Origin of the sequence: Paraburkholderia franconis, from assembly GCF_009362735.1 — a bacterium.
In the GTDB taxonomy this organism is placed as follows: domain Bacteria; phylum Pseudomonadota; class Gammaproteobacteria; order Burkholderiales; family Burkholderiaceae; genus Paraburkholderia; species Paraburkholderia franconis.
Map to the genome: position 1 here is coordinate 22,684 of NZ_WHNP01000044.1, position 22,034 is coordinate 44,717.

Below are 22,034 nucleotides of genomic sequence, written 5' to 3' on the forward strand. Positions count from 1 at the left end.
CGTACCTTTGCGGGCGCCGGCCGAAATATGCACATGCGCGCATATTGACGTGGCGCTCCAGCAAGGCTGAATCAATCAGATAGACCAAAGAGGGACAATCGTGGAACCTACCGAACCGGCCGGCCGCTCGTGGCTATGGCTTATCTTGCTGATCCCCTATATCGCGTTGTTGTGGCTGCCGTTTTATAACGACACGCGCCCTTCGTTCGCGGGCTTTCCTTTCTTCTACTGGTATCAGTTCCTGTGGGTTCCGCTCACGTCGATGCTGATCTACGTTGTTTACCGGGGTATTAAATGAGCGAACTCAACCCCGTGAACCCGGTTGCGATGGCCGTATTCATCGCATTCTTTCTTCTCGTTACGGTACTCGGCTTCATTGCCGCGCGATGGAAGGCAGGTGACCTCACGCAATTGCACGAGTGGGGCCTCGGCGGACGCCAGTTCGGTACGATCATTTCGTGGTTCCTCGTCGGCGGCGATTTCTATACGGCCTATACGGTGATCGCCGTGCCCGCGCTGGTCTATTCGGTCGGCGCGTATGGCTTTTTTGCGCTGCCTTATACGATCATCGTTTATCCGTTCGTGTTTGCGGTAATGCCGAAACTGTGGAAGATCGCGCATGCGAAGAACCACATCACGGCTGCCGACTACGTGCACGGCGAGTACGGCGGCAAATGGTTTCCCGCTGCCGTCGCGCTGACGGGCATCGTCGCGACGATGCCGTATATCGCGCTGCAACTGGTCGGCATGCAGGTCGTGATCAAGGGGCTCGGCGTGACGGGCGAGGCGCCTCTCGTCATCGCGTTCGTGATCCTCGCGCTCTATACGTACACGAGCGGCCTGCGCGCACCGGCGATGATCGCGTTCGTCAAGGACATCATGATCTATATCGTCGTGATCGCGGCGGTGTGGCTGATTCCGGTGAAGCTCGGCGGCTATGGTCATGTGTTCGATGCGGCGGACCAGTACTTCCAGGCGAAGGGCGGCGCGACGGGCATCGTCCTCAAGCCTTCGCAGTTCACCGCGTTTGCATCGCTGGCGCTCGGCTCGGCGCTCGCGGCCTTCATGTATCCGCATACGATGACAGCCGTGCTGTCGTCCTCGTCGATGCAGACGGTGCGCAAGAACGCGATCTTCCTGCCTGCGTACACGCTGCTGCTCGGCCTGATCGCGTTGCTCGGCTATATGGCGATTGCGGCCGGCGTGCACGTGAAGTCGCCGTCCGACGTCGTGCCGACGCTCATTGGCACGCTGTTCCCCTCGTGGTTCGTGGGCTTCGCGGCGGCGGCGATTGCGATCAGCGCGCTGGTGCCCGCCGCGATCATGTCGATCGGCGCGGCGAATCTGTTCACGCGCAACCTGTGGCGTCCCATCGTGTCGCCGAACATGGGGTCGGCCGAGGAAGCCTCCACCGCGAAGATCGTGTCGCTTGTCGTGAAGTTCGGCGCGCTGCTCTTCATCGTGTTCCTGCCGACGCAATACGCGATCGACCTGCAACTGCTCGGCGGCGTGTGGATTCTGCAGATCTTCCCGGCCATTGTGTTCACACTGTACACGCGCCGCCTGAATACACCGGGGCTGTTTCTCGGCTGGCTGGTCGGCATCGTCGTCGGCACGGGGCTCGCGATTTCGCAAGGTCTCAAACCCGTGTTCGCGCTGCATATCGGCGATTCGACATGGCCGATCTATATCGGTCTGATCGCGCTCGTCGTGAATATCGTCGTGACGTTCGTCGTTTCGATGATCACGCCAAAGCGCGCGCACGCCTGATAACGCTTTAGCACTGTGCTCCGGCCGAACCCGTCTGCGAAAGCGGCGCGGGTTCGGCCGTTGTCTTTTAGCGCATTGCATCGGCGGGTCGACGATTCTTGCAAAACGGCTGTACTTTCCCGCTCTTTTGGTAGGATGCACGCTTTTCTGCCGATTGGTGCGTTAGCGTGGGACGGTCGATACTGTCGTTTCTCCAGGAAATCTTCTTCAGGGCGTGGGCTCATCTGAAGCCGTACGTAATGAGCGCGTTGCAACGTTTGCGCCATCCGACATGGCGCGGCGTGGCGTTGTCGATTGCGGCCATTCCTGCGCTCGTGCTGCTTTACGTGCTGATCCTGATTCCGTTTACTCCGGGTATCGGGGACATTCGCAAGGCGAAGATCGAGCAGCCCGCGCAAATCTATTCGGCCGACGGCAAGCTGCTCGCCGAATTCAAGCCGACCAACCGCGTGTGGGTAAAGCTTTCCGATATTTCCCCGCACGTCATAGAAGCATTGATTTCGACGGAAGATCACCGCTTCTACGAGCATCACGGCATCGACTTTCGCCGCACGGCGGGCGCCGCGCTGCACACGTTTTCGGGCGACCGCCAGGGCGGATCGACGATCACACAGCAGCTTGCGCGCAATCTCTATCCCGACGACATCGGCCGCGCGCCGACGCTCACGCGCAAGCTCAAGGAAGCGATCACGGCATTCAAGATCGAAGCCGTCTATACGAAGAGCGAGATTCTCGAAACCTATCTGAACACGGTGCCGTTTCTCTATAACGCGTACGGCATCGAAATGGCGGCGCGCACCTATTTCGACAAGTCCGCCCACGATCTCACCGTGCTCGAAAGCGCGACGCTGATCGGCATGCTGAAGGGCAACAGCTACTACAACCCGGTGATCAATCCCGAGCGCGCGCTGGACAGACGCAATATCGTGCTCGGACAGATGGTGAAATACAGCCGTCTTTCGGTGGTGCAATTCAATTCGCTCAAGGGCAGACCGCTGCGTGTCGATTTCGAACGGCAAACCGAGCCGCCCGGTCCCGCGCCGCATTTCGCACAACAGTTGAAAAAATGGCTGATCGCATGGGCCGATGCGAACGACTACAACATCTATTCGGATGGCCTCGTCGTGCGCACGACGATCGACGCGCGTCTTCAGACGATGGCGACGCAGGCGCTGACATGGCAAGGCAATCAGCTGCAATCGATTGCGAATGCGGCCTGGAATGCACACGGCGCATGCTCCGGCCATCAGGATCTGTTCGACGCGTTCATTCGCGAGACGCCCGAATATCGCGGCGCCAAAGACTCGGGCACGAGCGATGAAGATGCGCTCAAGCATCTGTCGGCCGATCGCGCGTTCATGAAGTCGCTGTGCGAAAGCAAGACGCGCGTGCAGGCCGCATTCATCGCAATGGATCCGCGTGACGGGCAGATCAAGGCGTGGGTGGGCAGCCGAGACTTCACGCAGGATCAGTACGATCACGTTTCGCAGGCGCGGCGTCAGCCGGGTTCGACGTTCAAGCCTTTCGTGTACGGCGCGGCCTTCGAGCAGGGCGCGAAACCCGACGATACGTTCCCCGATCAGGCCGTCGAAATTCCGCTCGCGGGCGGCGAGGTCTGGCGGCCGAGCGACGAAGACGCGCCGAGCGGCCGTCCGATCACGTTGCGCGACGGCCTTGCGTATTCGCGCAATCGCATCACCGCGCAACTGATGGAGACGGTCGGCCCTGCAAAGGTCGCGCGGCTTGCGCGTGCGATGGGCGTGCGTGAAAGCCCGCTCGAAGCGGTGCCTTCGCTGGCTCTCGGCACGAGCCCTGTGACGCTGAAGGAGATGGTGTCGTCGTACAGCACGATTGCGAATGAAGGCGCGTGGCTCGCGCCGATGATCGTCACGCGTATCGAAGACCGCAAGGGCGAAGTGCTCGCCGAATTTCAGCCGTCGCGCGCCGATCAGGTGATGCCTGTCGAGAGCGCACTGACCTTGATCGACACGATGCGCGCGGTCGTCAACAAGGGAACGGGCTCGGCGATTCGCACGCGCTTCGGCATTCGCGCCGATGTCGCGGGCAAGACGGGAACGACGCAGGACAACGCGGACGGCTGGTTCATCCTGATGCATCCGCAGCTCGTTGCGGGCGCATGGGTCGGCTTCAACGACAGCCGTGTCACGTTGCGCAGCGATTACTGGGGGCAGGGCGCGCATAGCGCGTTGCCGATCGTCGGCGACTTCTTCCAGCGGGCGCTGCGCTCGCGTCTGGTCGATTCGCACGTGAAGTTTGAACAAGAGCCGCCGCCGGGCATGTTCGAGACGTTCCGCGAGAAGTTACGCGCGTGGATGCAGCATCTGTTCCCATCGTCGGGCAAGAGCGAAACGCCTGCGCCCGCTCCGCGCGCGAAGCCGCGTCCGGTTCCTGCCGCGCCTGCAGCGCCCGTCGTGGAGAATGCGCAGCCTGCTTCAGAAGCGTCCGCGCCGACGGATGTCGAGCCGCCGCAGATCATCTCGCCTGCCGCATCGCAGCCGCCGATTCTCCCAACGCCTGGCCAGGCGAGCGCGACGGCATCGGCGAGCGCGGTCGCTGCGGGCGCTGGCGAATCACAGGCGCCCGTGCTCGCGCCGACGCCTGCTCCGCCGTCCGACAGTGCACCCGCTTCACAGCCCTGATCTGGCGCTCATCGCTTCGCCTTGCGCTTAGGCACAGGCGACGACGAAGGCGCATCGGGCGCCGATGGCTCGACGATCGGATACGTATGCGGCGTGAAGTATCGGCCTATCGGTTCTCTGCCGTTGAATTTCTCGAAGTACTCGTGCCAGTAGTTAGCAGCGGCCCAGATCGCTTCGGGGCATGACGCTCTCGATTCGAGCCCGGGCGTCAGGTCGAAATTGGCGGCCGCGCAGACCGTTTCGATCATGCACGTCGACGGCAAGCCATAGTTGTCATGCAGCGGATTCGGCGTGCGCGCGGCGCCCCACGCATACGCGAGCCAGCGCAACACGTGTTCCAGCGCATCGAGCGTCGCGCGCGACTGCTGAAAGCTCTGCACCTTGCCGACCACTTTCTCTTGCTCGACGGGCAATGCAATGACGGCGATGTTCGGAAAGCGCTGTGTGTCGTCGAAATCCGTGAGCGGACGCGCGACGACGCCATTCACGCGCGCCGCAAACGCAGGTCCTTCGGGCTGATGCAAAGGCACATGCAGCGCTTGAGCGTTGGCGAGCGACGCGTCGGCGAGCTTGACGAGTATCGATTCGGACCAGAACGACGGCAACATGTCGTGCCGCAAATGCGATTGCGCGACGCGCACGCGAAACGCCAGCGTATCGCTGCCGCCGAGCAGTACCACATAGGTCCACTCGTCGGGACCGCCCGCTTTCATGTCGAGCACGGCGCGCTCGCCCCATGCCGTATTGCTCTCGCCATCCTTGCGGTCGAATGAAACGAACTGCGGATTCGATTGCGTCGTGGTCGATCGTACGATCTTGAGCATGGCCTCGCCTCATTTCCTGTTAGCGCGCGCGCAGTTCGAAGCGCGTCGTGGATACCGATTGGGAAATCGCCTTATCGCTGGAAATGCCGTAGTACATGACCTGCATATCGACGCCGCTGCCGACGCGCGTGAACGACACGATCGCCACCTGATCGCCGCGCTGCCCGTATTCCTGCTTGAGCGCGAAGCGATGATTGAGGCCGAAGCGGTCGGGCACCGGCTCGGGATCGGAATGGCGCGGCCACGGAGCTTTCGCGCCAAAAATGCCTTTGATCGAATTGGCGGCTTCTTTTGCCGTGTCGAGAAACGGCACGCGAATGAGCCGCGACGGCGATGCAATCACTTCGTACAGCGCCGTGTTCGTCGGCAGATCGTGGCCCGATGCAACGCGCCCCCAGTGCACGTCGCCCGTCATGTAGACGACGGGAATGCCGTTATCCGCAAGCCGGCCGAGCGTCGATTGCAATTTGCTGAACTGCTGGTAATTCGGCATTTCCGCATCGAAGGTTTTCATGCTCCAGTCGCTTTGCGGCGGATCGATAAAGAGCGCCTGGCCCGACGCGAGCAGACCGACGACGGGCTTGCCCTCTGCATGCGCATCGATCAGATCTTTTTCCCACGCATTCATTGCGGCGACGGCCGTGGGGCCCATCAGCGACGTGAGCGTACTGTCGCGATCGCAGCGCATATCGACGAAGAGCATCTTCAGCGGCTCGACGTCGAGCCGTATTGCGCCGCCCGCGCTACCTGGCGGCCCGCCGATCTGGTAGTCCTCGTATAGCGCGCGCGCCGTATCGCCGAGCAGTTGACGCGACGCATCCGTCCACGTGTCGGGCAATTGCTTTTGCGCGAACGGGTAGTTGTTCCAGAACTCGTGATCGTCGGGAATGCACACGACGGGTGCACGCTCCAATACCGATTGCAGGCCCGGCACGCGCAGCGCGCCGGAGAGCCAGTTGAGGTAGTACTTGTTGGCAAGCAGATGCGCGCGGTCCGGGTTCTGATCGGGCACATGCTGCGTGAGCGGCAGATCGAGATACACCTGATCGCCCGCGAGCACCGTCAGATGCGGTTGCACCTTGATCTGCGAGACGATCGTGCCGAGCAGTCCATCGAGATCTTCCGGCTGCGAGTAGCACGACGACAGCAGGATATTGAAGCTGCCGTTCATCAGCGTCGGCACTGCTTGAGGCAGCGAAGTACTCGCGAATTCAAACGATTCGCCGTCGGCGTCGATTCGAATCTGGCGCGGTCTCGATTCGTCGGACACCTTGAAGCGCATCACGCATTGGTGATTGATCGGCTGGCCGGCGTCGTCGGTGCTGAAATCGCGGATCGGAAAGAACTGTGCAGGCGCGAGTGGAACGGCCGCCTGCCGGTCGATGAAAACCTGTGGCGCGGGCGGCACGGCCACGCCGAATATGCCGACCCATAGTTGCAGCATGCCCGGCTCGCTGGCCTGTACATAGCCGGTCAATAGCATCGATACACCCAGGCGTCGTTATTCATGAGCATCGCGCTTTGCCTTATTCGTCTTATGAAAGCTGTTTGTAATTGCTTTGAATAAGACGAGGCTAGTCGATGCAGACTGAATTGCAACCGCGAAAGTAGTGCAACGAATGTCACGCGCGAATGCGCGGCTCGCCAAAGACTATTCAGTGGTAATGCAATGGGTTACGCGAAGCGCTCTTGCTGAAGGATGCGAATCATCGAATGTGCATTGCGCTGCGCGGAGTCTTCAAAGCAGTTGTTGAAAACCACATGCGTGCGTCCCGCGCTTTTGGCAATCTCGCGCACGGGCAGCGCGATCTCCTCCAGTTCGCGCTCGGAGTAGTCATAGTTGAAGCGGCCGGATGCCGTCGTGCTGCCGCTCCACGTTTCTGCATTGCGGCCATGCATGCGCACGATCACCAGTTCCGGCGACGTCGCTTCCCACACGGTATGCGCGCGATTCGTGACGCTCTCGGGTGCATCCATCACGACATGCACGAGGCCACGCTCGCGTTCGAAGGCGAGCGTCGATTCCCGGTGCCGCTCGTCGAACCAGCTTGCGTTGCGAAACTCGAAGGCCGTCAGATAGTGTTCCATTCGGTCCGCGCAGTGCGTGACGTGCGCCTTGTCGCGCGGCGCGGTGGAGAGCCACGGCGCGAACTGGAACAGGATCGCGCCGAGCTTGCCTGCTGCGCGCAAGGGTTCGAGCGCCTCGAAGAAACGACGCCACATCTCGTCGATGATGTCGGGTGGCGCGTCGCGGTAATAGAGGTTCCGCTTGTCGTTCTGCGGCAGCAGCGGCTGGATGTCCGGCGGAAAGAACTTGCGCTCCGTCTGGTGTCCCGTGAAAAGCCGGAATGCCTTGACGTTGAACGTGAAGTGCTCGGGCGTGCGCTCGGCCCATTGCGCGCTGTTCGCCGCGCTGGGCATCGCGTAGTACGACGCGTCGACTTCGACCATCGGAAACTGGCTCGAATAGAAACGCAGGCGCGCTTCCGCGCTCGTGCAGCCCTTCGGATAGAAGCGGCCGGATTTGATCAGCGTGGCGTCGGTCCACGACGCCGTCCCGACTTCGATCGACATGGCAGACCTTGTGTGCGGTCAGTGTGGCCATCGTACTGCATGTTGCATCGATGCATGCCGGGACGATCTTCTGCGCCGTATTGGGGCAAACCCGGGTTCAATCCGATTTGCGCACGACCGTTATACAAATTGGAAGCCATTCGAAGCAGCAGTCAATTCCGTGCACAGCGGCTGTCACGCGGCGGTCGGCGTCGCAGAGTACATCCGGACAATGGCCGTGCAGGGAAGTGCTCGCCTTCGAATGGGTCCATCGGTATGCGGCCCGCGGGCCGCGTCCGTCTTCTCCCCGTCTTCTTCTCTACCACCGCGCATCGCGCGAGTGCTTTCGCGTCACTTCTGCGCCGCTCCAAAAGTACCGACTACGCCGGTTCGCTTCGTCTAACCAGACATAAGTGCTACGATCTCTCCAGACGACGATGGAGGTGGAAATGGCAACCTATGCTATCGATGCCGTACGCATTAACCCTATGACGGACCGCGTCACCCACGTCCGGTGGGCCCTCGTCAATCCAAAAACGAATGAATGGCTCTCGCCGCATGAAATTGTCGAAGTCTCGGACGTCGTGACGGCGATTCATTCCGGCAATGCCGTCTGGTCCCTCTTCACGCTCGGCGGCATGAACCTGTTGGGCCCCAAGATCAAAACGGTTTCGCACGCCGACGGCATCGACGGGATCGACACCGACGTGCCGGACGGCCACGTCGAGAAGTTCATCGACGATCTGCCACGTGTCTGATTGCGCGTTTAGTGCGCGTTTGAGCCGGTGATTTAATAAAAGGTATTGCGCGGTATTGCGTTTCTCGCGTGCGACGCGCGCATGATTCGCACGCCGCGCGTTGGCTTCACGCGATTTCGCTTTGCGCGGTCCGTCACGTTCCGGCACCAGATGCTTTTGCGACGCTTCTACCCGGTAATCGGCGCTGGTCATTACAGCGCTGGTCGGTGGTCATTAAGCACGCGCGATGGTATGTCGATTCGACGTGCTTTTCGGCTGCTGCATGCATCGGGCGCCGCTGCCATGCTCCGCATAACGACTTCACGTGATTGACGGAGCCGCACGCTCCGCAGGAGACACAGCCATGACGCACATGTTCGACGCGGGCCTCGAGCGCCGCGAGGCCAACTATGTTCCGCTGACGCCGATCGACTTCATCGCGCGAGCCGCCGACGTCTATGGCGACCGTCTCGCCGTCGTGCATGGCCACATGCGCCGCACGTGGCGTGAGACGTACGAGCGCGCGCGTCGACTCGCGAGCGCGCTGCAACGCGCGGGCGTCGGCCGTCGCGATACCGTCGCGGCGCTGCTGCCCAATATTCCGCCGATGATCGAAGCGCATTTCGGCGTGCCGATGGCGGGCGCCGTGCTGAACACGCTCAACACGCGGCTCGATATTCCGTCGATCCTTTACATGCTGCGTCATGGCGAAGCGAAAGTGCTGATCGTCGATACGGAATTCGGCGAGCTTGCGCAGCGCGCCGCGCAGGAGTGCGCGCAATTGCGCATCATCAGCGTGAGCGACGCGATGCCCGCGCGCGCACAACACTTCGCGGGCGCGACCGACTACGAAGCGTTCCTGCAAGACGGCGATCCGCAATTCGCGTGGACACCGCCCGCCGACGAATGGGACGCCATCGCGCTCAACTACACATCGGGCACGACGGGCGAGCCGAAGGGCGTTGTCTATCACCATCGCGGCGCTTATCTGAACGCGCTCAGCAACATCCTCGAATGGGACATGCCGAAGCACGCGGTGTATCTGTGGACGCTTCCGCTCTTCCACTGCAACGGCTGGTGTTTTCCGTGGACGGTCGCGGCGCGCGCGGGCGTCAACGTCTGTCTGCGAAGGTTCGATCCGAAGCTCGTGTTCGAACTGATCCGGCGCGAGCGCGTCACGCACTATTGCGGCGCGCCCATCGTGCAAAGCGCGCTCGCGAATGCGCCCGCAGAATGGCGCGAGGGCATCGCGCATCGCGTATCGACGATGGTCGCGGGCGCGGCGCCGTCGCCTGCCGTGATCGCGCGCATGAAGGCGATCGGTTTCGATCTGACGCACGTGTACGGCCTCACGGAAGTGTATGGGCCGGCCTCCGTGTGCGCGAAGCAGGACGCGTGGGAAGCGCTCGCCGACGACGAGCGCGCGCGGCTCAATGCGCGTCAGGGCGTGCGTTACCACCGGCAGGCGGCGATCGACGTGCGCTATCCAGATACGCTCGAGCCCGTGCCGCGCGACGGCGAGACGATCGGCGAGCTGATGTTTCGCGGCAATATCTGCATGAAGGGCTATCTGAAGAACGAGAGCGCGACGGATGCCGCCTTTCGCGGCGGCTGGTTCCATACGGGCGATCTTGGCGTGATCACGGAAGACGGCTACGCGCGCATCAAGGACCGCAGCAAGGACATCATCATTTCGGGCGGCGAGAACATTTCCAGCATCGAGATCGAAGATGCGCTGTACCGGCATCCCGCCGTATCGGTTGCCGCCGTCGTCGCGATGCCGGACCCGAAATGGGGCGAAGTACCGTGCGCATTCGTCGAACTGAAAGAGGGCATGGACGCAAGCGCCGAAGAAATCATCGCGCACTGCCGGCAATTCCTTGCAGGGTTCAAATTGCCGAAAGCCGTAGTGTTTGGCGAATTACCGAAAACGTCTACCGGCAAGATTCAAAAGTTCGAATTGCGCGCGCGCGTGAAGTCGTCGAGTGCAATCGACCAGACGCGCGGGGATGCCTAGCACGCCATTCGCGCAACGTCCGGAAAGCGAGAGCCCGCGCCGCTTTTCGCGGCGCGCGTATCATGGGGAAAGCGGCGCGAACGCGGGAATGAATGCTAGAATTGGGTTCTATTCAGGGAACCGGCCTTGGCTCTTCAAGGTCCGTCGATGAGATCCGGTACTCACCGTGCGGGTTTTCACGACCATTCAATCGGCCGGAAATCAGTTAGCCAGGGCCGATTATCTGCGGGCCGCAAATATTGGCAGAGTCGTATTAAGGCTTCGCTGCAAGCGCGAGGCCTTTAATCTATTTGACGCGAGCTTATAGGCCGCGTCGTTCTAAACGTAATCGGCACGTTATGAAAGAGCGAGAGGAACAACGGACGCTCGACCTCGACGGTCAAGCGCGTGAACGGTTGATCTTGTGGATTCGGCGCCGCATGGACGAATTCGGCATTACGCTCGAAGCGCTCGAAGCGGCACTGATCGCAGATGCCGCCATACCCAAATACCGTGATGCTTTTGGACACGAATGGGACGGCACGGGCGAGCGCCCCGATTGGCTCACGCGCGCGATCAACGCAGGGCAGGACATCGAGCACTTCCGCGTCTGAGCGTGGCCCGTCACACTGTGGAGCCGAAACGAGCCAAAACGAAAAAAAGCCCGCAATGCAGCGGGCTTCGAAAATACTGCTCGGAGTTTCGTTGCGCGATTTGACTCGCGCAACGCATCCTAACGCTCATTTGTGAATACGCGATGAACCTTGCATGGAATGCATGCAAGGCTCGCGTGATGTCGATTCGGCGTGCGCCGCATTACAGGTCACAGGTCGAAGAACACCGTTTCGTTCGGGCCTTGCATGTGAATGTCGAAGCGATACACGACCTTGCCGCCGCGCTCTTCGCGCTTTGCGATCAGCGTCGCGCGGCGCTCTGCGGGAACGCTCGCGAGCACAGGGTCCTTGTCGTTCGCCGCGGCTTCGTCGTCGAAATAGACGCGCGTGAACGTGTGCAGCAGCATGCCGCGCATCGTCAGGATCACGCTCAGCTGCGGCGCGTCTTCGGGCGATGCGCGACCGGGCTTCACCGTCTCGATGATGAAGCGCTTGTGCGGGTCCGTGCCCGTGCCGAAGCGCGCAAAGCCACGAAAGCCTGTCTTTGCTACTTCCTCGCGCGATTGCGGGTAGCGTCCTTCGCTGTCCACTTGCGACACCTCGAGCATCGCATCGCCGATCACCTCGCCGTTACCGTCGAATATCTGGCCGACGAGCGTGATGTGCTCGCCCGCTGCTTCGCGCTCGGCCAACGTTCCCGTGAAGAGGCTCTTCAGATCGAAATTGTATTGCTGCGGGCACAGGCCGTATGCGAAGTACGGTCCGACCGTTTGCGAAGGGGTTTCTTTAAGCGTCGTCATGATTTAGCGCTCCATCGGGGTTTCGTTCGGGCCGCGCAGCACGATGTCGAATTCGTAGCCGAGCGCGAAGCCTTCCTGCGTCACGTCGAGCGTGAAGCGCGAGATCAACCGGTCGCGGGCCTGTTCCGGCGTGCCCTGGAAGATCGGGTCGTACGCGAGCAGCGGATCGCCGGGGAAGTACATCTGCGTGACGAGTCGCGAGCCGAAGTAGTCGCCGAACAGCGAGAAGTGGATGTGATTCGGGCGCCATGCGTTCGGGTGATTGCCCCACGGATACGCACCGGGCTTGATCGTCAGGAAGCGGTAGCGGCCTTCGTTATCGGTCAGGCAGCGGCCCGCGCCGAGGAAGTTCGGATCGAGCGGCGCATCGTGCTGGTCGTTCTTGTGCACGTAACGGCCGGCGGCATTCGCTTGCCACACTTCGACGAGCGTATTGCGCACGGGACGGCCGCCTTCGTCGAGCACGCGTCCCGTCACGATGATGCGCTCGCCGAGCGGCTCGCCGTTCTTCATCGCATTGCGCGTGAGGTCGTGATCGAGCGCGCCGAGATCTTCCGCGCCATAGACGGGCACGCGCTGGTCGCGCAACCGCTCCTTCAGCGGAATCAGCGGACGCGTCGGGCCGCGTTTGACTGACGAACCATACGATGAATGGACATAGGCGGGATGCGAAGCGAAGTCGCGCGGACTCAGACTGGAATCGTCCATCAGATGTCTCCTTGGGGATTCGATTATGGGTAGTGGATGACGTGACTTTATAGGAGCGAAGAAGTTATGCAAAATGACGTTTTTTCCCGTCTCGTATAACGATCCGTTATGCAACGCAGCCTCGCCGATAGCCGCGTCAAGTTCCGTCATCTGCAGTGCTTTCTGGCCGTCGCGCAGTTCGGCGGTGTGCAGAAGGCGGCCGAGAGCCTGTCGATCACACAGCCTGCCGTATCGAAGACGGTCGCCGAACTCGAAGACATTCTCGGCGTGCGCCTTTTCGAGCGCGGCCGCCACGGCGCCGTGCCGACGCGCGAAGGGCTGCTTTTCATGCCGCACGCGAGCGCCTGTGTGAGCGCGCTGCGCCAGGGCGTCGATCTGCTCGCGCGCGCGGAAGGCGAGGCGGCCGCGACGCTCGACATCGGCGTGCTGCCGACCGTGGCCACGTCGCTCGTGCCGCCCGTGATGCGGCTTTTCGCGGAGCAGTGGCCCAATGCGATCGTGCGGCTCAAGACGGCTTCGAACACCGAGCTGCTCGAGCGTCTGAAGGCGGGCACGATCGAGTTCGCTGTCGGCAGGCTCGCCGATCCGGAGCGGATGGTGGGCCTCACGTTCGAGCAGCTGTTTAGCGAACCGCTCGTCGCCGTCGTGCGCGCGGGGCATGCGATGGCTTCGGGCGCCGCATCGCCGGCGACGCAATTGCATCGCTATCCTGTCGTCGTGCCGCCGTATGGCACGCTGATCCGGCAGTCGGCGGAAAGCCTGCTGCGCGCGTGGGCCGTGCCGCCGCTGTCGTCGTTCGTCGAGGTGCTGTCGGTGTCGGTGGGGCGCGCGCTAGCGCTAGAGAACGATGCCGTGTGGTTCGTGCCCCGCAGCGCGATCGAATACGAACTGGCGCATGGTTTGCTCGTTCCGTTGCCGTTGCCCGTTGCGGGCACGGAGGAACCCGTCGGGCTGATCCTGCGCTCGGACACGCAGCCCACGCCCGTAGGCCGCGCGCTGATCGACGCGGTGCGCAAGGTCGCGCGCGAGCGTCTCGCGCGTAATCGCAATGCGGGCAATGCGGGCACTGCGCGCTCGCAGGAGCGGCTCGGCAAGGCGGCGAGGAAGAGCGCGAAGCCGCAGCGCAGCGCAAAGAATGCAAAAGCGCCGCGCTAGAGATGCATCTTTGAACCAATTAGTACAAAATCGAGCTTGCGGGAGGGATGGCGCGCGGTGTAAAACACGGGGCGCGGCAACCTGATCCGTTTGTCTGTCGAGTTGAACCAGCACGAGCCATGGAGACGCACATGCCCAGCGACCTGCCGACCCCCACCGACGCGCTCAAGGCCGTCGCGGACCCGGAGCACAATCCGCTCGGCACGGCCGGTATCGAGTTTGTCGAATTCGCCGCGCGCCATCCGCAGGTGCTGGCCGATACTTTCGTGAAGCTCGGCTTCAAGCCGATCGCGCGTCACATCAGCAAGGACGTGACGCTGTTCCGCCAGGCCGACATGAATTTCCTGCTGAACGCCGAGCCGGATTCGTTCGCCGAACGCTATGCAGAGGAATACGGCGTGGGCATTTGCGCAATCGGCATTCGCGTCGCCGATGCGCAGCGCGCTTACGATCGTGCGATCGAACTGGGCGCGTGGGCATTCGAAGGCGAGCGGGTCGGCAAGGGCGAGCTCGTCATCCCGGCCATTCAGGGCATCGGCAATTCGCACATTTATTTCGTCGATCGCTGGCGCGGACGTGGCGGGCAGAAGGGCGGCCTCGGCGACATCTCGATCTTCGACATCGATTTTCGTCCGATCGAAGTCGCCACTGCCCAAGCCGATCTGAGCCACGCGGGCACGGGCCTCGTCGCCGTCGATCATCTGACGCAAACCGTCGGCGCGGGCCGCATGCAGGAATGGCTCGACTTCTATCGCGATCTGCTCAACTTCCGCGAGATTCACGAACTGCACGCGAACTGGCATGTGTCGGCGGAATCGCGCGTGATGGTGTCGCCGTGCGGCGCGATCCGCATTCCGCTCTACGAGGAAGGCACGCCGCGCACGAGCCTGATGCACGAGTATCTGCCCGATCATCCGGGCGAAGGTGTGCAGCACATCGCGCTCGCCACCGACGATATCTTCGCGTGCGTCGACCGGCTGCTCGCGAAGGGCATTGAACTGGTCGAGCCGCCGCCGCGCTACTACGATCAGATCGATGCACGCTTGCCGGGGCATGGGCTCGACATCGAACGGCTCAAGCGAGGCCGGATTCTCGTCGATGGCGAGATCGGCGTGGATGGCGTGCCGCAACTGTTCTTCCAGACTTTCGTGCTGCGGCGCGAAGGGGAAATCTTCTTCGAAATCGTGCAGCGCAAAGGCCATCACGGTTTCGGCGAGGGCAATCTCAGCGCGCTTGCGCAGGCGCGCGCCGCTTCATGAGCGGCCTGTTTCCGGCGATTGCCGCGCGTTACTTCTTCGACGTATTGCCTTTGCCCGCATGCGGCAGATCGGCGTTCGTCGCCATCCACAGCACTTCGGCGTCTTCTTCGCTCGTCGAGACGGCCGCGTGGCCCGTGCGGCTGTCGAAATAGAGGCTGTCGCCCGCGTTCAGATGCGTCGGCGCGTACAGCTCCGAATACAGGCATACGCTACCGCTGATCACGTACAGAAACTCCTCGCCTTCGTGGCGGCCCCAGTCGTCGAAGGCGTCGAGCGTGTGTGCCGTAATGCGGATGCGAAACGGCAGCATCGCCTTGTGCGCCAGGTCCGTCGCCAGCAGCTCCATCTGATAGCCGCGATACGCGTGACGCTGGCCCGCGTCCTTGCGCGTGAGCGCGCGCCGGCCGCTCGCGTTGACCTTCGGCGTCGAGCCGAACAGTTCGCCGAGATCGATCTTCAGGCCCACGACGATTTTTTGCAGCACGTCGAATGTGGGCGACATCAGGCCGTTTTCGATTTTCGACAACGTCGATCGCGACACGCCGCATAAGCGGCTGGCCGTTTCGAGCGTCAGGTCGTGTGCGAGCCGCGCGGCACGCACACGACGGCCGAGGTCCGATGTCGAGGTTTCGGGCGACTTGGTAAGTGAGGTGTCCATGAGCGTGAATGACAATGCGGCGTGGCGCTTTCGGGGCATTTCGGGGCTGTTTCCGATCATAACATCCGCGTGCCCGCATACCCTCGCGCGGGCGGCCGCGACTGTCATAGCACAGATGAATTTCCGATCTGAAACGAACCCGGACAGTGTGCACGAGTGCCGTTCATGCTGAGAAGCACCCGGCGCAAAAAGCCGGGAAAACCCTCATATTTCGCTTGTTTTTCGAACGAACGGAATCTCGCAAGAACGTGTCGCAACGCCGCTTGCCGCCAGAAATCGCGGCGTGTATAGTTTCCGAACCTACTTTTGTTTCGTATCGGAAATCAAAGGAATCCAGATGAACGCATCGAGCATCCTTGCCGATCTCGGCATTGCAAACGCAGCGCAAGCAGGCGATATCGCCGTCCATTCCCCCATCACGGGCGAACTCATCGGCCGCGTGGCGAGCCGCACAGCGGCGGAAGTCGATACGGTGCTGGCCAACGCGAAGCAGGCATTCGAGCAGTGGCGCAACGTTCCCGCGCCCCGCCGCGGCGAGCTCGTGCGCATCCTCGGCCAGAAGCTGCGCGAGAAGAAGCAGGCGCTCGGCAGCATCATCACGCTGGAGACGGGCAAGATCCTCCAGGAAGGGCTCGGCGAAGCGCAGGAGATGATCGACATCTGCGACTTCGCCGTCGGCCTGTCGCGCCAGCTGTACGGCCTCACGATCGCTTCGGAGCGCCCCGGTCACCGGATGGCCGAAACGTGGCATCCGATGGGCACTTGCGTCGTCATTTCGGCGTTCAATTTCCCGGCGGCCGTGTGGTCGTGGAATGCGGCGCTCGCGCTCGTGTGCGGCAACGCCGTGGTCTGGAAGCCGTCGGAGAAGACGCCGCTGACGGCGCTCGCCGTCAACCACATCCTCGACGAAGCGCTGAAGGAGTTCGGCGATGCGCCCGCGGGCCTCACGACCGTCGTCATTGGCGGGCGCGATGTAGGCACGAAGCTGGTGGCTGACCCGCGCGCGTCGATCGTCAGTGCGACGGGCAGCACGGAAATGGGCCGCACGGTCGGCGTCGAAGTGGCGAAACGCTTCGGCCGCTCGCTGCTCGAACTCGGCGGCAACAATGCGGGCATCGTCACGCAGACGGCGGATCAGGAACTCGCGCTGCGCGGCATCTTGTTCTCGGCGGTCGGCACGGCGGGCCAGCGCTGCACGTCGCTGCGGCGCCTGTTCGTGCACGAGAGCGTGTATGAGCAAACCGTCGAGCGGCTGAAGCAGCTCTATGCGAAGGTGCCGATCGGCAATCCGCTCGAAAAGGGCACGCTGATGGGGCCGCTGATCGACAAGCAGGCGTTCGCGCGCATGCAGGAAGCGCTGCAACAGGCGGCGGCCGAGGGCGGCAAGGTGTTCGGCGGCGAGCGCGTCGAAGTGAAAGGCTATGAGGGCGGCTATTACGTGCGTCCCGCGCTCGTCGAAATGCCGTCGCAAACCGCCGTCGTGCTCAAGGAGACTTTCGCGCCGATTCTCTACGTGCTGCGCTACAAGGACTTCGACGATGCGATCGCGGCGAACAATGCGGCGCATCACGGGCTGTCGTCGTGTGTGTTCACGACCGACTTGCGCGAAGCCGAGCGCTTCACGTCGGACTCGGGCAGCGATTGCGGCATTGCGAACGTGAACATCGGACCGAGCGGCGCTGAAATCGGCGGCGCGTTCGGCGGCGAGAAGGAGACGGGCGGCGGACGCGAATCGGGCTCGGATGCGTGGAAGGCCTACATGCGGCGCGCGACGAACACCGTCAACTATTCATCGGCACTGCCGCTTGCTCAAGGCATCGATTTCAATCTCGGCTGATCGTGAAGGGCGGCGCGCGTTTTTCATACTGCGCGCCGCTTTCTCATCCCTAAATCGCTGCCTCGCATTCTTCAATCTGTCGCGGACTTGCGCATTCGATGTCCGCTGACCCGCTTCGTCTGGAGTGGCATGTGAGTTCGAAAGTCGTCATTGTCGGTGGAGGTGTGATCGGCAGTTCGATCGCGTATTTCTTGCGGTTGTCGGACCCGACGGTCAGCGTCACGGTGATCGAGCGCGATCCCGCTTATACGCGGGCGTCGTCGGCGCTGTCGGCGGCATCGATCCGGCAGCAGTTCTCGACCCCGCTGTCGATCCAGATGTCGCTGTACGGCATCGAGTTCCTGCGATCGATCGGAGAGCGGCTGGAGGTCGACGGCGCGCAGCCATCGATCGATTTGCACGAAGGCGGCTATCTGTTTCTCGCGACGCCCTCAGGCGAGGCGACGTTGCGTGAGAACCATGCGTTGCAAAAGAGCCTCGGCGCCGATATCACGCTGCTCGACAAGCCTTCGCTCGGCGCGCGCTTTCCGTGGCTCAACACGGATGATCTGAGCGCGGGTGCATTCGGCGAAACGGGCGAGGGCTGGTTCGACGGCTACGGTCTCGTCCAGGCGCTGCGCAAGAAGGCGCAAGCGCTCGGCGCGCGCTACATCGCCGACGATGTGACCGCATTGAATCGCGAAGGCCGCCGCATCACGGGCGTCGTGACTTCACGCGGCGAGACGTATGCGTGCGATGTTGTCGTGAACGCAGCGGGCGCGTGGGCGCGGCGCGTGGCATCAATGGCGGGCATCGACATTCCTGTGTTCGCGCGGCGCCGCAGTATCTTCAACGTGAGTTCGCCGGCGAAGCTCGAACGCTGTCCGCTGCTGATCGACCCGACGGGCGTGTACTTTCGTCCCGAGGGGACGACGTTCATTTGTGGGACTTCACCTTCGCCCGACAACGACCCCGATGATCTGCCGCTCGATGAAGTCGATCACGCGCTATTCGACGACGTGATCTGGCCGACGCTCGCGCATCGTGTGCCGCAGTTCGAAGCGTTGCGCGTCGAGCACTGCTGGTCCGGGTACTACGAGTACAACGTGTTCGATCAGAACGCGATCATCGGACATCATCCCGATGTCGACAATTGCATCTTTGCCAATGGGTTCAGTGGGCACGGATTGCAGCAGGGACCGGCTACGGGACGCGGCATCAGCGAGCTCATTTTGCGCGGGCGCTATGTGACGCTCGATCTGTCGGCGCTTGGCTTTGATCGTGTGCTGGAGAACCGGCCGATCGTGGAGAAGAATGTCGTTTGACGGTAGTGTTGGTGATGATGGTGGTGTCCGCGGTAGCAGGCTAGAACAGATGCTTTAGCAAGCCCAACGGCCCACCGCCTTGCACCCATACACGAGACACCACGAACCAGGCCCCTGCCCAGGACGCGGCGACAACAATCAGATCGCAATGCCCGCTATTCCACAGATTCAGCGAATGACGCCTGAGAAGCCAGGGCACGCCCAGAGGATTCGGCCAGTCAGCTAGCAGATGCATCACGCCGCCGCAAGCAAATCCAAACGCGACGGCAGCAGCAGGATGATGTGGCATCGCATGCCACGAAAAGAAGAGCATCGCGATCCAGCCGATACCCCAATGCGTCGCCGTGCGATGCGTGATCCACAGACGCCGCTTGCGTGACCACCACGCCACTTCGAGCCAGTCGGGCGCCGTCGCGCCGGCGAGACCCGCTGCAAACGCCAGCCAGATCCACACGTGAAAAGGGCCACGGTATCCGTAGCGCGCAGCCAGTGCAGCGGATATCGCTCCAGCCGCCCAACCGGTCGCGTGATGTGCGTTGCTCGATGCCATTGATGTCGCGCGCCGATGCACGACGCGGTAAAACACGGGCGGCCATCTTCGCAGAAGCATGCGCAAAAAAATAGCCCGCGACTTTCGCGGGCTCATGCGTGGGGCTTGCTGTTACGAAGACTTACACATCACGTCGTGCAGCGCGCGATTGCAAAGCGCAGTTCTTCTTCAGGCGGATCGTCGCCCGTGCCGCGCACGACCTTGATGACCGAGCCGTGACCCGAAGGCGTCAATGAAATGAAATACGAACTGTTCGACGAAGAGCCGATGGTCAGATCGGTCACGCCATTGTTCTTCGAAACATGCACGCGCGACAGGCGGCTGTCGAGGCACCGCGCGATTTCGGATGCGGGCCGCGCCGACGACGCATACACCATCGGTTCGGCTGAAGCGCTGGATTCAGGGCCGCGCGACGATCCGCATGCAGCGAGAACGGCCAGGGGTGCGAGAAGAATAAGTCGTTTCATGATGGTGCCGTCGGCGTCTCCATGCTACGTGATCGTAGGGCGCAAGCGGGATGCAATGCGTCGCGACGAGACCGCCTGCGTCGTCACAACATTCATTCAACGTCCATTCATCGAACGATCCTTCGACGATTGCAAACGGCTCACGTCGGAGTATAGCCACGCGAGCCGCGTGCAATTGCCACATCGTGTTAGAAATTGAATCGAAGCGCAACGTCGCCCACCGTCTAGAAGCGATTGAAGTACGCAACGCCAACCATCGTGCCGCCCGCATTGCGGCTGTAGGTGATCGCCCAGTTGCCCAGCAGCGCGCCCGTCAATGCGCCCAGTGCATCCGCCGTCAGGTCCTTGTATGAAAAGCCGGAGGTGCGGCACGTGCCGTCGACGATCTCTTTCAGCAAGCCCGGCGCCGTGCCGATCAAACTTCCGTAGACAACCGGGTGCTGCGTGTCGCGCGCGAGGTACGCGCCCAGTGCGCCAAACGGCGCCGATACCGCGAAGTGCGCGAGTTTGTCCGAACCCGTCCAGCTATCCGATGTTTGCACACGCCAGCCGCCGTGTGAGCCGCTGCAATCGAAACCCGCCTCGGCCGCCGAACTGGCGGCCAGCATCAGGGCAAGCGCGGTTGCCCGCTTCAATGTCGTCGTCATACGCTCTCCGATGTTGTTTTGAGTCGCGCGGGTCTTCTGTCAGAGATTTCCTGCGCTTGTACGCATTTAACGACAATCGAAGGGGATTTATTAGCAAGCCGAAGGAAATGTGTTAAACAATGTGTCGATCAGCGGCGAGTATGGGCGAAAGGTGCCGCGTAAAAGATAAAACGCGCGCGTCGGACTGCACGCGCGCGTTTGTCGTCGAGGACGGAGCCGGTACATCTTTGCGCCTCTGTCCTCGCGAATGCCTGCTTAGAAGCGGTGACGCAGACCCACTGCCACGGCGGTCTGGTTTTGCGTCGACGACGGCGTCAGCGTGTTGATCGCTGCGACGTTCTCGCCGAAGTTGCCGAGGTTGCCCGAAGCGTGCTGGTAGACGCCTTCCAGGTACACGTCGGTGCGCTTGCTCAGCGAGTAGTCGCCTTGCAGCGAAACCGTGTGCCACTTCGGCGAACCCGAGCCGTTCGAACCCGACACCTTGCCGTCCGTGAACGTGTACGCAGCGGCGAGCGCGAGAGCCGGCGTCAGTTCGTAGCGGCCGTTCAGTTCGTAGTTGTCCATGTGCAGGTTCGTGCCCGCCAGACCGTTGATAAACGTGCCGCCGACGTTCGCGCTCTGCAGGTTGTCCAATTGCGTGTGCGTCCACAGCAGGCCCACGGTTGCGGGACCATACGTGTAGTTCGCGCCGACGCCATACGAGCGCTGCGTCTGTGCTGCCAGTTGCGCTGCGCCGCCCTGGCCTGCCGAGATCGCGCCGTTGGTATTGTTGCTGCCCGCATTGTTCAGTTGCAGGTAAGCAGCCGCGATGTTCAAGGGACCGTTCTTGTACGAAGCGCCTGCGCTCCATGCCCGGTTGTCCGCGAAGCCGTTGGCTTCGTTCGAGAAGCCATACAGGCCGCCGAATTGCAGGCCAGCGTAGTTCGCGCTCGTGTACTTGACTGCGTTCTTGATCGAGAACGAGTTGTCGAGGTTGTCGTTGTCGAACGGGTGGCCGGCCAGGTTGTTGCCGAAGCCCGACCCTGCTGCCGACAGCGGCGCCAGGTAGTCGACCATCGAGTCGTACTGGCGGCCGAGGGTCAGCGTGCCGAACTGGTTGCTCTGCAGGCCGACGTAAGCCTGACGGTTGAACAGTGTGTTGTTTTCCTTCAGGCCGCCGTTGTTCAGGTTGAAGCCGTTCTCCAACGTGAAGATTGCATGCAGGCCGTTACCCAGGTCTTCGCTGCCGCGCAGGCCGAAGTACGTATCCGAGACCGTGCCGCTGCCTTGCTGCCAGTTGCTGTGGCCAGCCTGGTTGTTCGTGTAGACGAGGCCGGCGTCCAGCGTGCCGTACAGCGTCACGCTGCTTTGCGCGTTGGCCGTTGCTGCAAATGCGCCGAGAATGCCCGCGACGATAAGGGTTTTTTTCATGCTTTATTACTCCGAGACTTTGCGTGGAGATCGCAATGCAGAACACGTGCTGCGATGCGTGCTGTCGATCCGGAGCGAAGTGTAT

The 22,034-nt window shown here is 62.1% G+C and carries 20 protein-coding genes; 10 read left to right on the forward strand and 10 right to left on the reverse strand.

Translation table 11 applies throughout. From position 1 onward, the window contains the following. The first annotated feature begins 100 nt into the window (after positions 1 to 100). The 3 genes from GCT13_RS32525 to GCT13_RS32535 all read left to right on the forward strand — a co-directional run bounded on the left by GCT13_RS32525 (position 101) and on the right by GCT13_RS32535 (position 4,430). Complete coding sequence (locus tag GCT13_RS32525) at positions 101 to 298, forward strand: DUF3311 domain-containing protein (protein ID WP_321574772.1); 198 nt, start codon at positions 101 to 103, stop codon at positions 296 to 298. Further along, entirely contained in the window at positions 295 to 1,770 is a 1,476-nt protein-coding gene (gene mctP / locus GCT13_RS32530) for a monocarboxylate uptake permease MctP (protein ID WP_152765216.1), read from the forward strand. Before GCT13_RS32525 ends, mctP begins: the two co-directional genes overlap by 4 nt. Positions 1,771 to 1,937: 167 nt before the next feature. Continuing rightward, positions 1,938 to 4,430, forward strand: a complete 2,493-nt coding sequence (locus GCT13_RS32535; protein ID WP_407670894.1) for a penicillin-binding protein 1A — start codon at positions 1,938 to 1,940, stop codon at positions 4,428 to 4,430. An 8-nt stretch (positions 4,431 to 4,438) separates the two neighbouring features. On the opposite strand, the gene GCT13_RS32540 is transcribed toward GCT13_RS32535, so the two are convergent. The 3 genes from GCT13_RS32540 to GCT13_RS32550 all read right to left on the reverse strand — a co-directional run bounded on the left by GCT13_RS32540 (position 4,439) and on the right by GCT13_RS32550 (position 7,828). Continuing rightward, entirely contained in the window at positions 4,439 to 5,254 is an 816-nt protein-coding gene (locus GCT13_RS32540) for a hypothetical protein (RefSeq protein ID WP_152765218.1), read from the reverse strand. A gap of 19 nt (positions 5,255 to 5,273) precedes the next feature. Further along, a complete protein-coding gene (locus GCT13_RS32545) occupies positions 5,274 to 6,737 on the reverse strand; it encodes a metallophosphoesterase family protein (RefSeq protein ID WP_152765220.1) in 1,464 nt (487 codons plus the stop codon). A 191-nt stretch (positions 6,738 to 6,928) separates the two neighbouring features. Then, the gene (locus GCT13_RS32550) at positions 6,929 to 7,828 is read right to left on the reverse strand and encodes a DUF72 domain-containing protein (protein ID WP_152765222.1); all 900 of its coding nucleotides are present in this window, start codon (positions 7,826 to 7,828) and stop codon (positions 6,929 to 6,931) included. Between the two features lie 428 nt (positions 7,829 to 8,256). On the opposite strand from GCT13_RS32550, the gene GCT13_RS32555 reads away from it, so the two are divergent. From GCT13_RS32555 to GCT13_RS32565, 3 genes are all read left to right on the forward strand, one after another. Then, positions 8,257 to 8,565 carry a hypothetical protein gene (locus GCT13_RS32555; protein WP_152765281.1) on the forward strand — a complete coding sequence of 103 codons (309 nt, stop codon included), beginning with the start codon at positions 8,257 to 8,259 and terminating at the stop codon, positions 8,563 to 8,565. 343 nt (positions 8,566 to 8,908) lie between these two features. After that, positions 8,909 to 10,561, forward strand: a complete 1,653-nt coding sequence (locus GCT13_RS32560) for an acyl-CoA synthetase (RefSeq protein WP_152765224.1) — start codon at positions 8,909 to 8,911, stop codon at positions 10,559 to 10,561. A gap of 338 nt (positions 10,562 to 10,899) precedes the next feature. Continuing rightward, the gene (locus tag GCT13_RS32565; protein WP_090866832.1) at positions 10,900 to 11,154 is read left to right on the forward strand and encodes an H-NS family nucleoid-associated regulatory protein; all 255 of its coding nucleotides are present in this window, start codon (positions 10,900 to 10,902) and stop codon (positions 11,152 to 11,154) included. 209 nt (positions 11,155 to 11,363) lie between these two features. On the opposite strand, the gene pcaG is transcribed toward GCT13_RS32565, so the two are convergent. Together pcaG and pcaH are read right to left on the reverse strand one after the other, a co-directional pair. Continuing rightward, on the reverse strand, positions 11,364 to 11,954 hold the full coding sequence (gene pcaG / locus GCT13_RS32570) for a protocatechuate 3,4-dioxygenase subunit alpha (RefSeq protein ID WP_152765226.1): 591 nt from the start codon (positions 11,952 to 11,954) through the stop codon (positions 11,364 to 11,366). A gap of 3 nt (positions 11,955 to 11,957) precedes the next feature. After that, entirely contained in the window at positions 11,958 to 12,662 is a 705-nt protein-coding gene (pcaH, locus tag GCT13_RS32575; RefSeq protein ID WP_152765228.1) for a protocatechuate 3,4-dioxygenase subunit beta, read from the reverse strand. Positions 12,663 to 12,770: 108 nt separating this feature from the next. Here pcaH and pcaQ point away from each other — a divergent pair, with 108 nt between their 5' ends. Beyond that, complete coding sequence (gene pcaQ / locus GCT13_RS32580) at positions 12,771 to 13,817, forward strand: pca operon transcription factor PcaQ (protein ID WP_152765230.1); 1,047 nt, start codon at positions 12,771 to 12,773, stop codon at positions 13,815 to 13,817. Between the two features lie 131 nt (positions 13,818 to 13,948). Further along, a complete protein-coding gene (locus GCT13_RS32585; RefSeq protein ID WP_152765232.1) occupies positions 13,949 to 15,076 on the forward strand; it encodes a 4-hydroxyphenylpyruvate dioxygenase family protein in 1,128 nt (375 codons plus the stop codon). Between the two features lie 28 nt (positions 15,077 to 15,104). Here the strand turns inward: GCT13_RS32585 and GCT13_RS32590 are convergent, their stop codons facing one another. Beyond that, positions 15,105 to 15,734 (reverse strand): helix-turn-helix domain-containing protein, encoded by a 630-nt coding sequence (locus GCT13_RS32590; RefSeq protein ID WP_152765234.1) that lies wholly within the window; start codon positions 15,732 to 15,734, stop codon positions 15,105 to 15,107. Positions 15,735 to 16,071: 337 nt separating this feature from the next. On the opposite strand from GCT13_RS32590, the gene amaB reads away from it, so the two are divergent. Together amaB and GCT13_RS32600 are read left to right on the forward strand one after the other, a co-directional pair. After that, a complete protein-coding gene (amaB, locus tag GCT13_RS32595) occupies positions 16,072 to 17,571 on the forward strand; it encodes an L-piperidine-6-carboxylate dehydrogenase (RefSeq protein ID WP_152765236.1) in 1,500 nt (499 codons plus the stop codon). A gap of 131 nt (positions 17,572 to 17,702) precedes the next feature. Next, positions 17,703 to 18,875, forward strand: coding sequence for an NAD(P)/FAD-dependent oxidoreductase (locus GCT13_RS32600; RefSeq protein WP_321574773.1), 1,173 nt, complete (start codon positions 17,703 to 17,705; stop codon positions 18,873 to 18,875). A gap of 40 nt (positions 18,876 to 18,915) precedes the next feature. Here GCT13_RS32600 and GCT13_RS32605 read toward each other — a convergent pair whose 3' ends face one another. The 4 genes from GCT13_RS32605 to GCT13_RS32620 all read right to left on the reverse strand — a co-directional run bounded on the left by GCT13_RS32605 (position 18,916) and on the right by GCT13_RS32620 (position 21,949). After that, complete coding sequence (locus GCT13_RS32605; protein WP_152765241.1) at positions 18,916 to 19,425, reverse strand: metal-dependent hydrolase; 510 nt, start codon at positions 19,423 to 19,425, stop codon at positions 18,916 to 18,918. A 128-nt stretch (positions 19,426 to 19,553) separates the two neighbouring features. Beyond that, on the reverse strand, positions 19,554 to 19,892 hold the full coding sequence (locus tag GCT13_RS32610) for a sugar ABC transporter ATPase (RefSeq protein ID WP_152765243.1): 339 nt from the start codon (positions 19,890 to 19,892) through the stop codon (positions 19,554 to 19,556). Positions 19,893 to 20,116: 224 nt separating this feature from the next. Beyond that, positions 20,117 to 20,539: a DUF2279 domain-containing protein gene (locus tag GCT13_RS32615; protein ID WP_152765245.1), complete on the reverse strand. Its 423-nt coding sequence runs from the start codon at positions 20,537 to 20,539 to the stop codon at positions 20,117 to 20,119. Positions 20,540 to 20,794: 255 nt separating this feature from the next. After that, positions 20,795 to 21,949 carry a porin gene (locus GCT13_RS32620; RefSeq protein WP_152765246.1) on the reverse strand — a complete coding sequence of 385 codons (1,155 nt, stop codon included), beginning with the start codon at positions 21,947 to 21,949 and terminating at the stop codon, positions 20,795 to 20,797. Positions 21,950 to 22,034 lie beyond the last annotated feature (85 nt).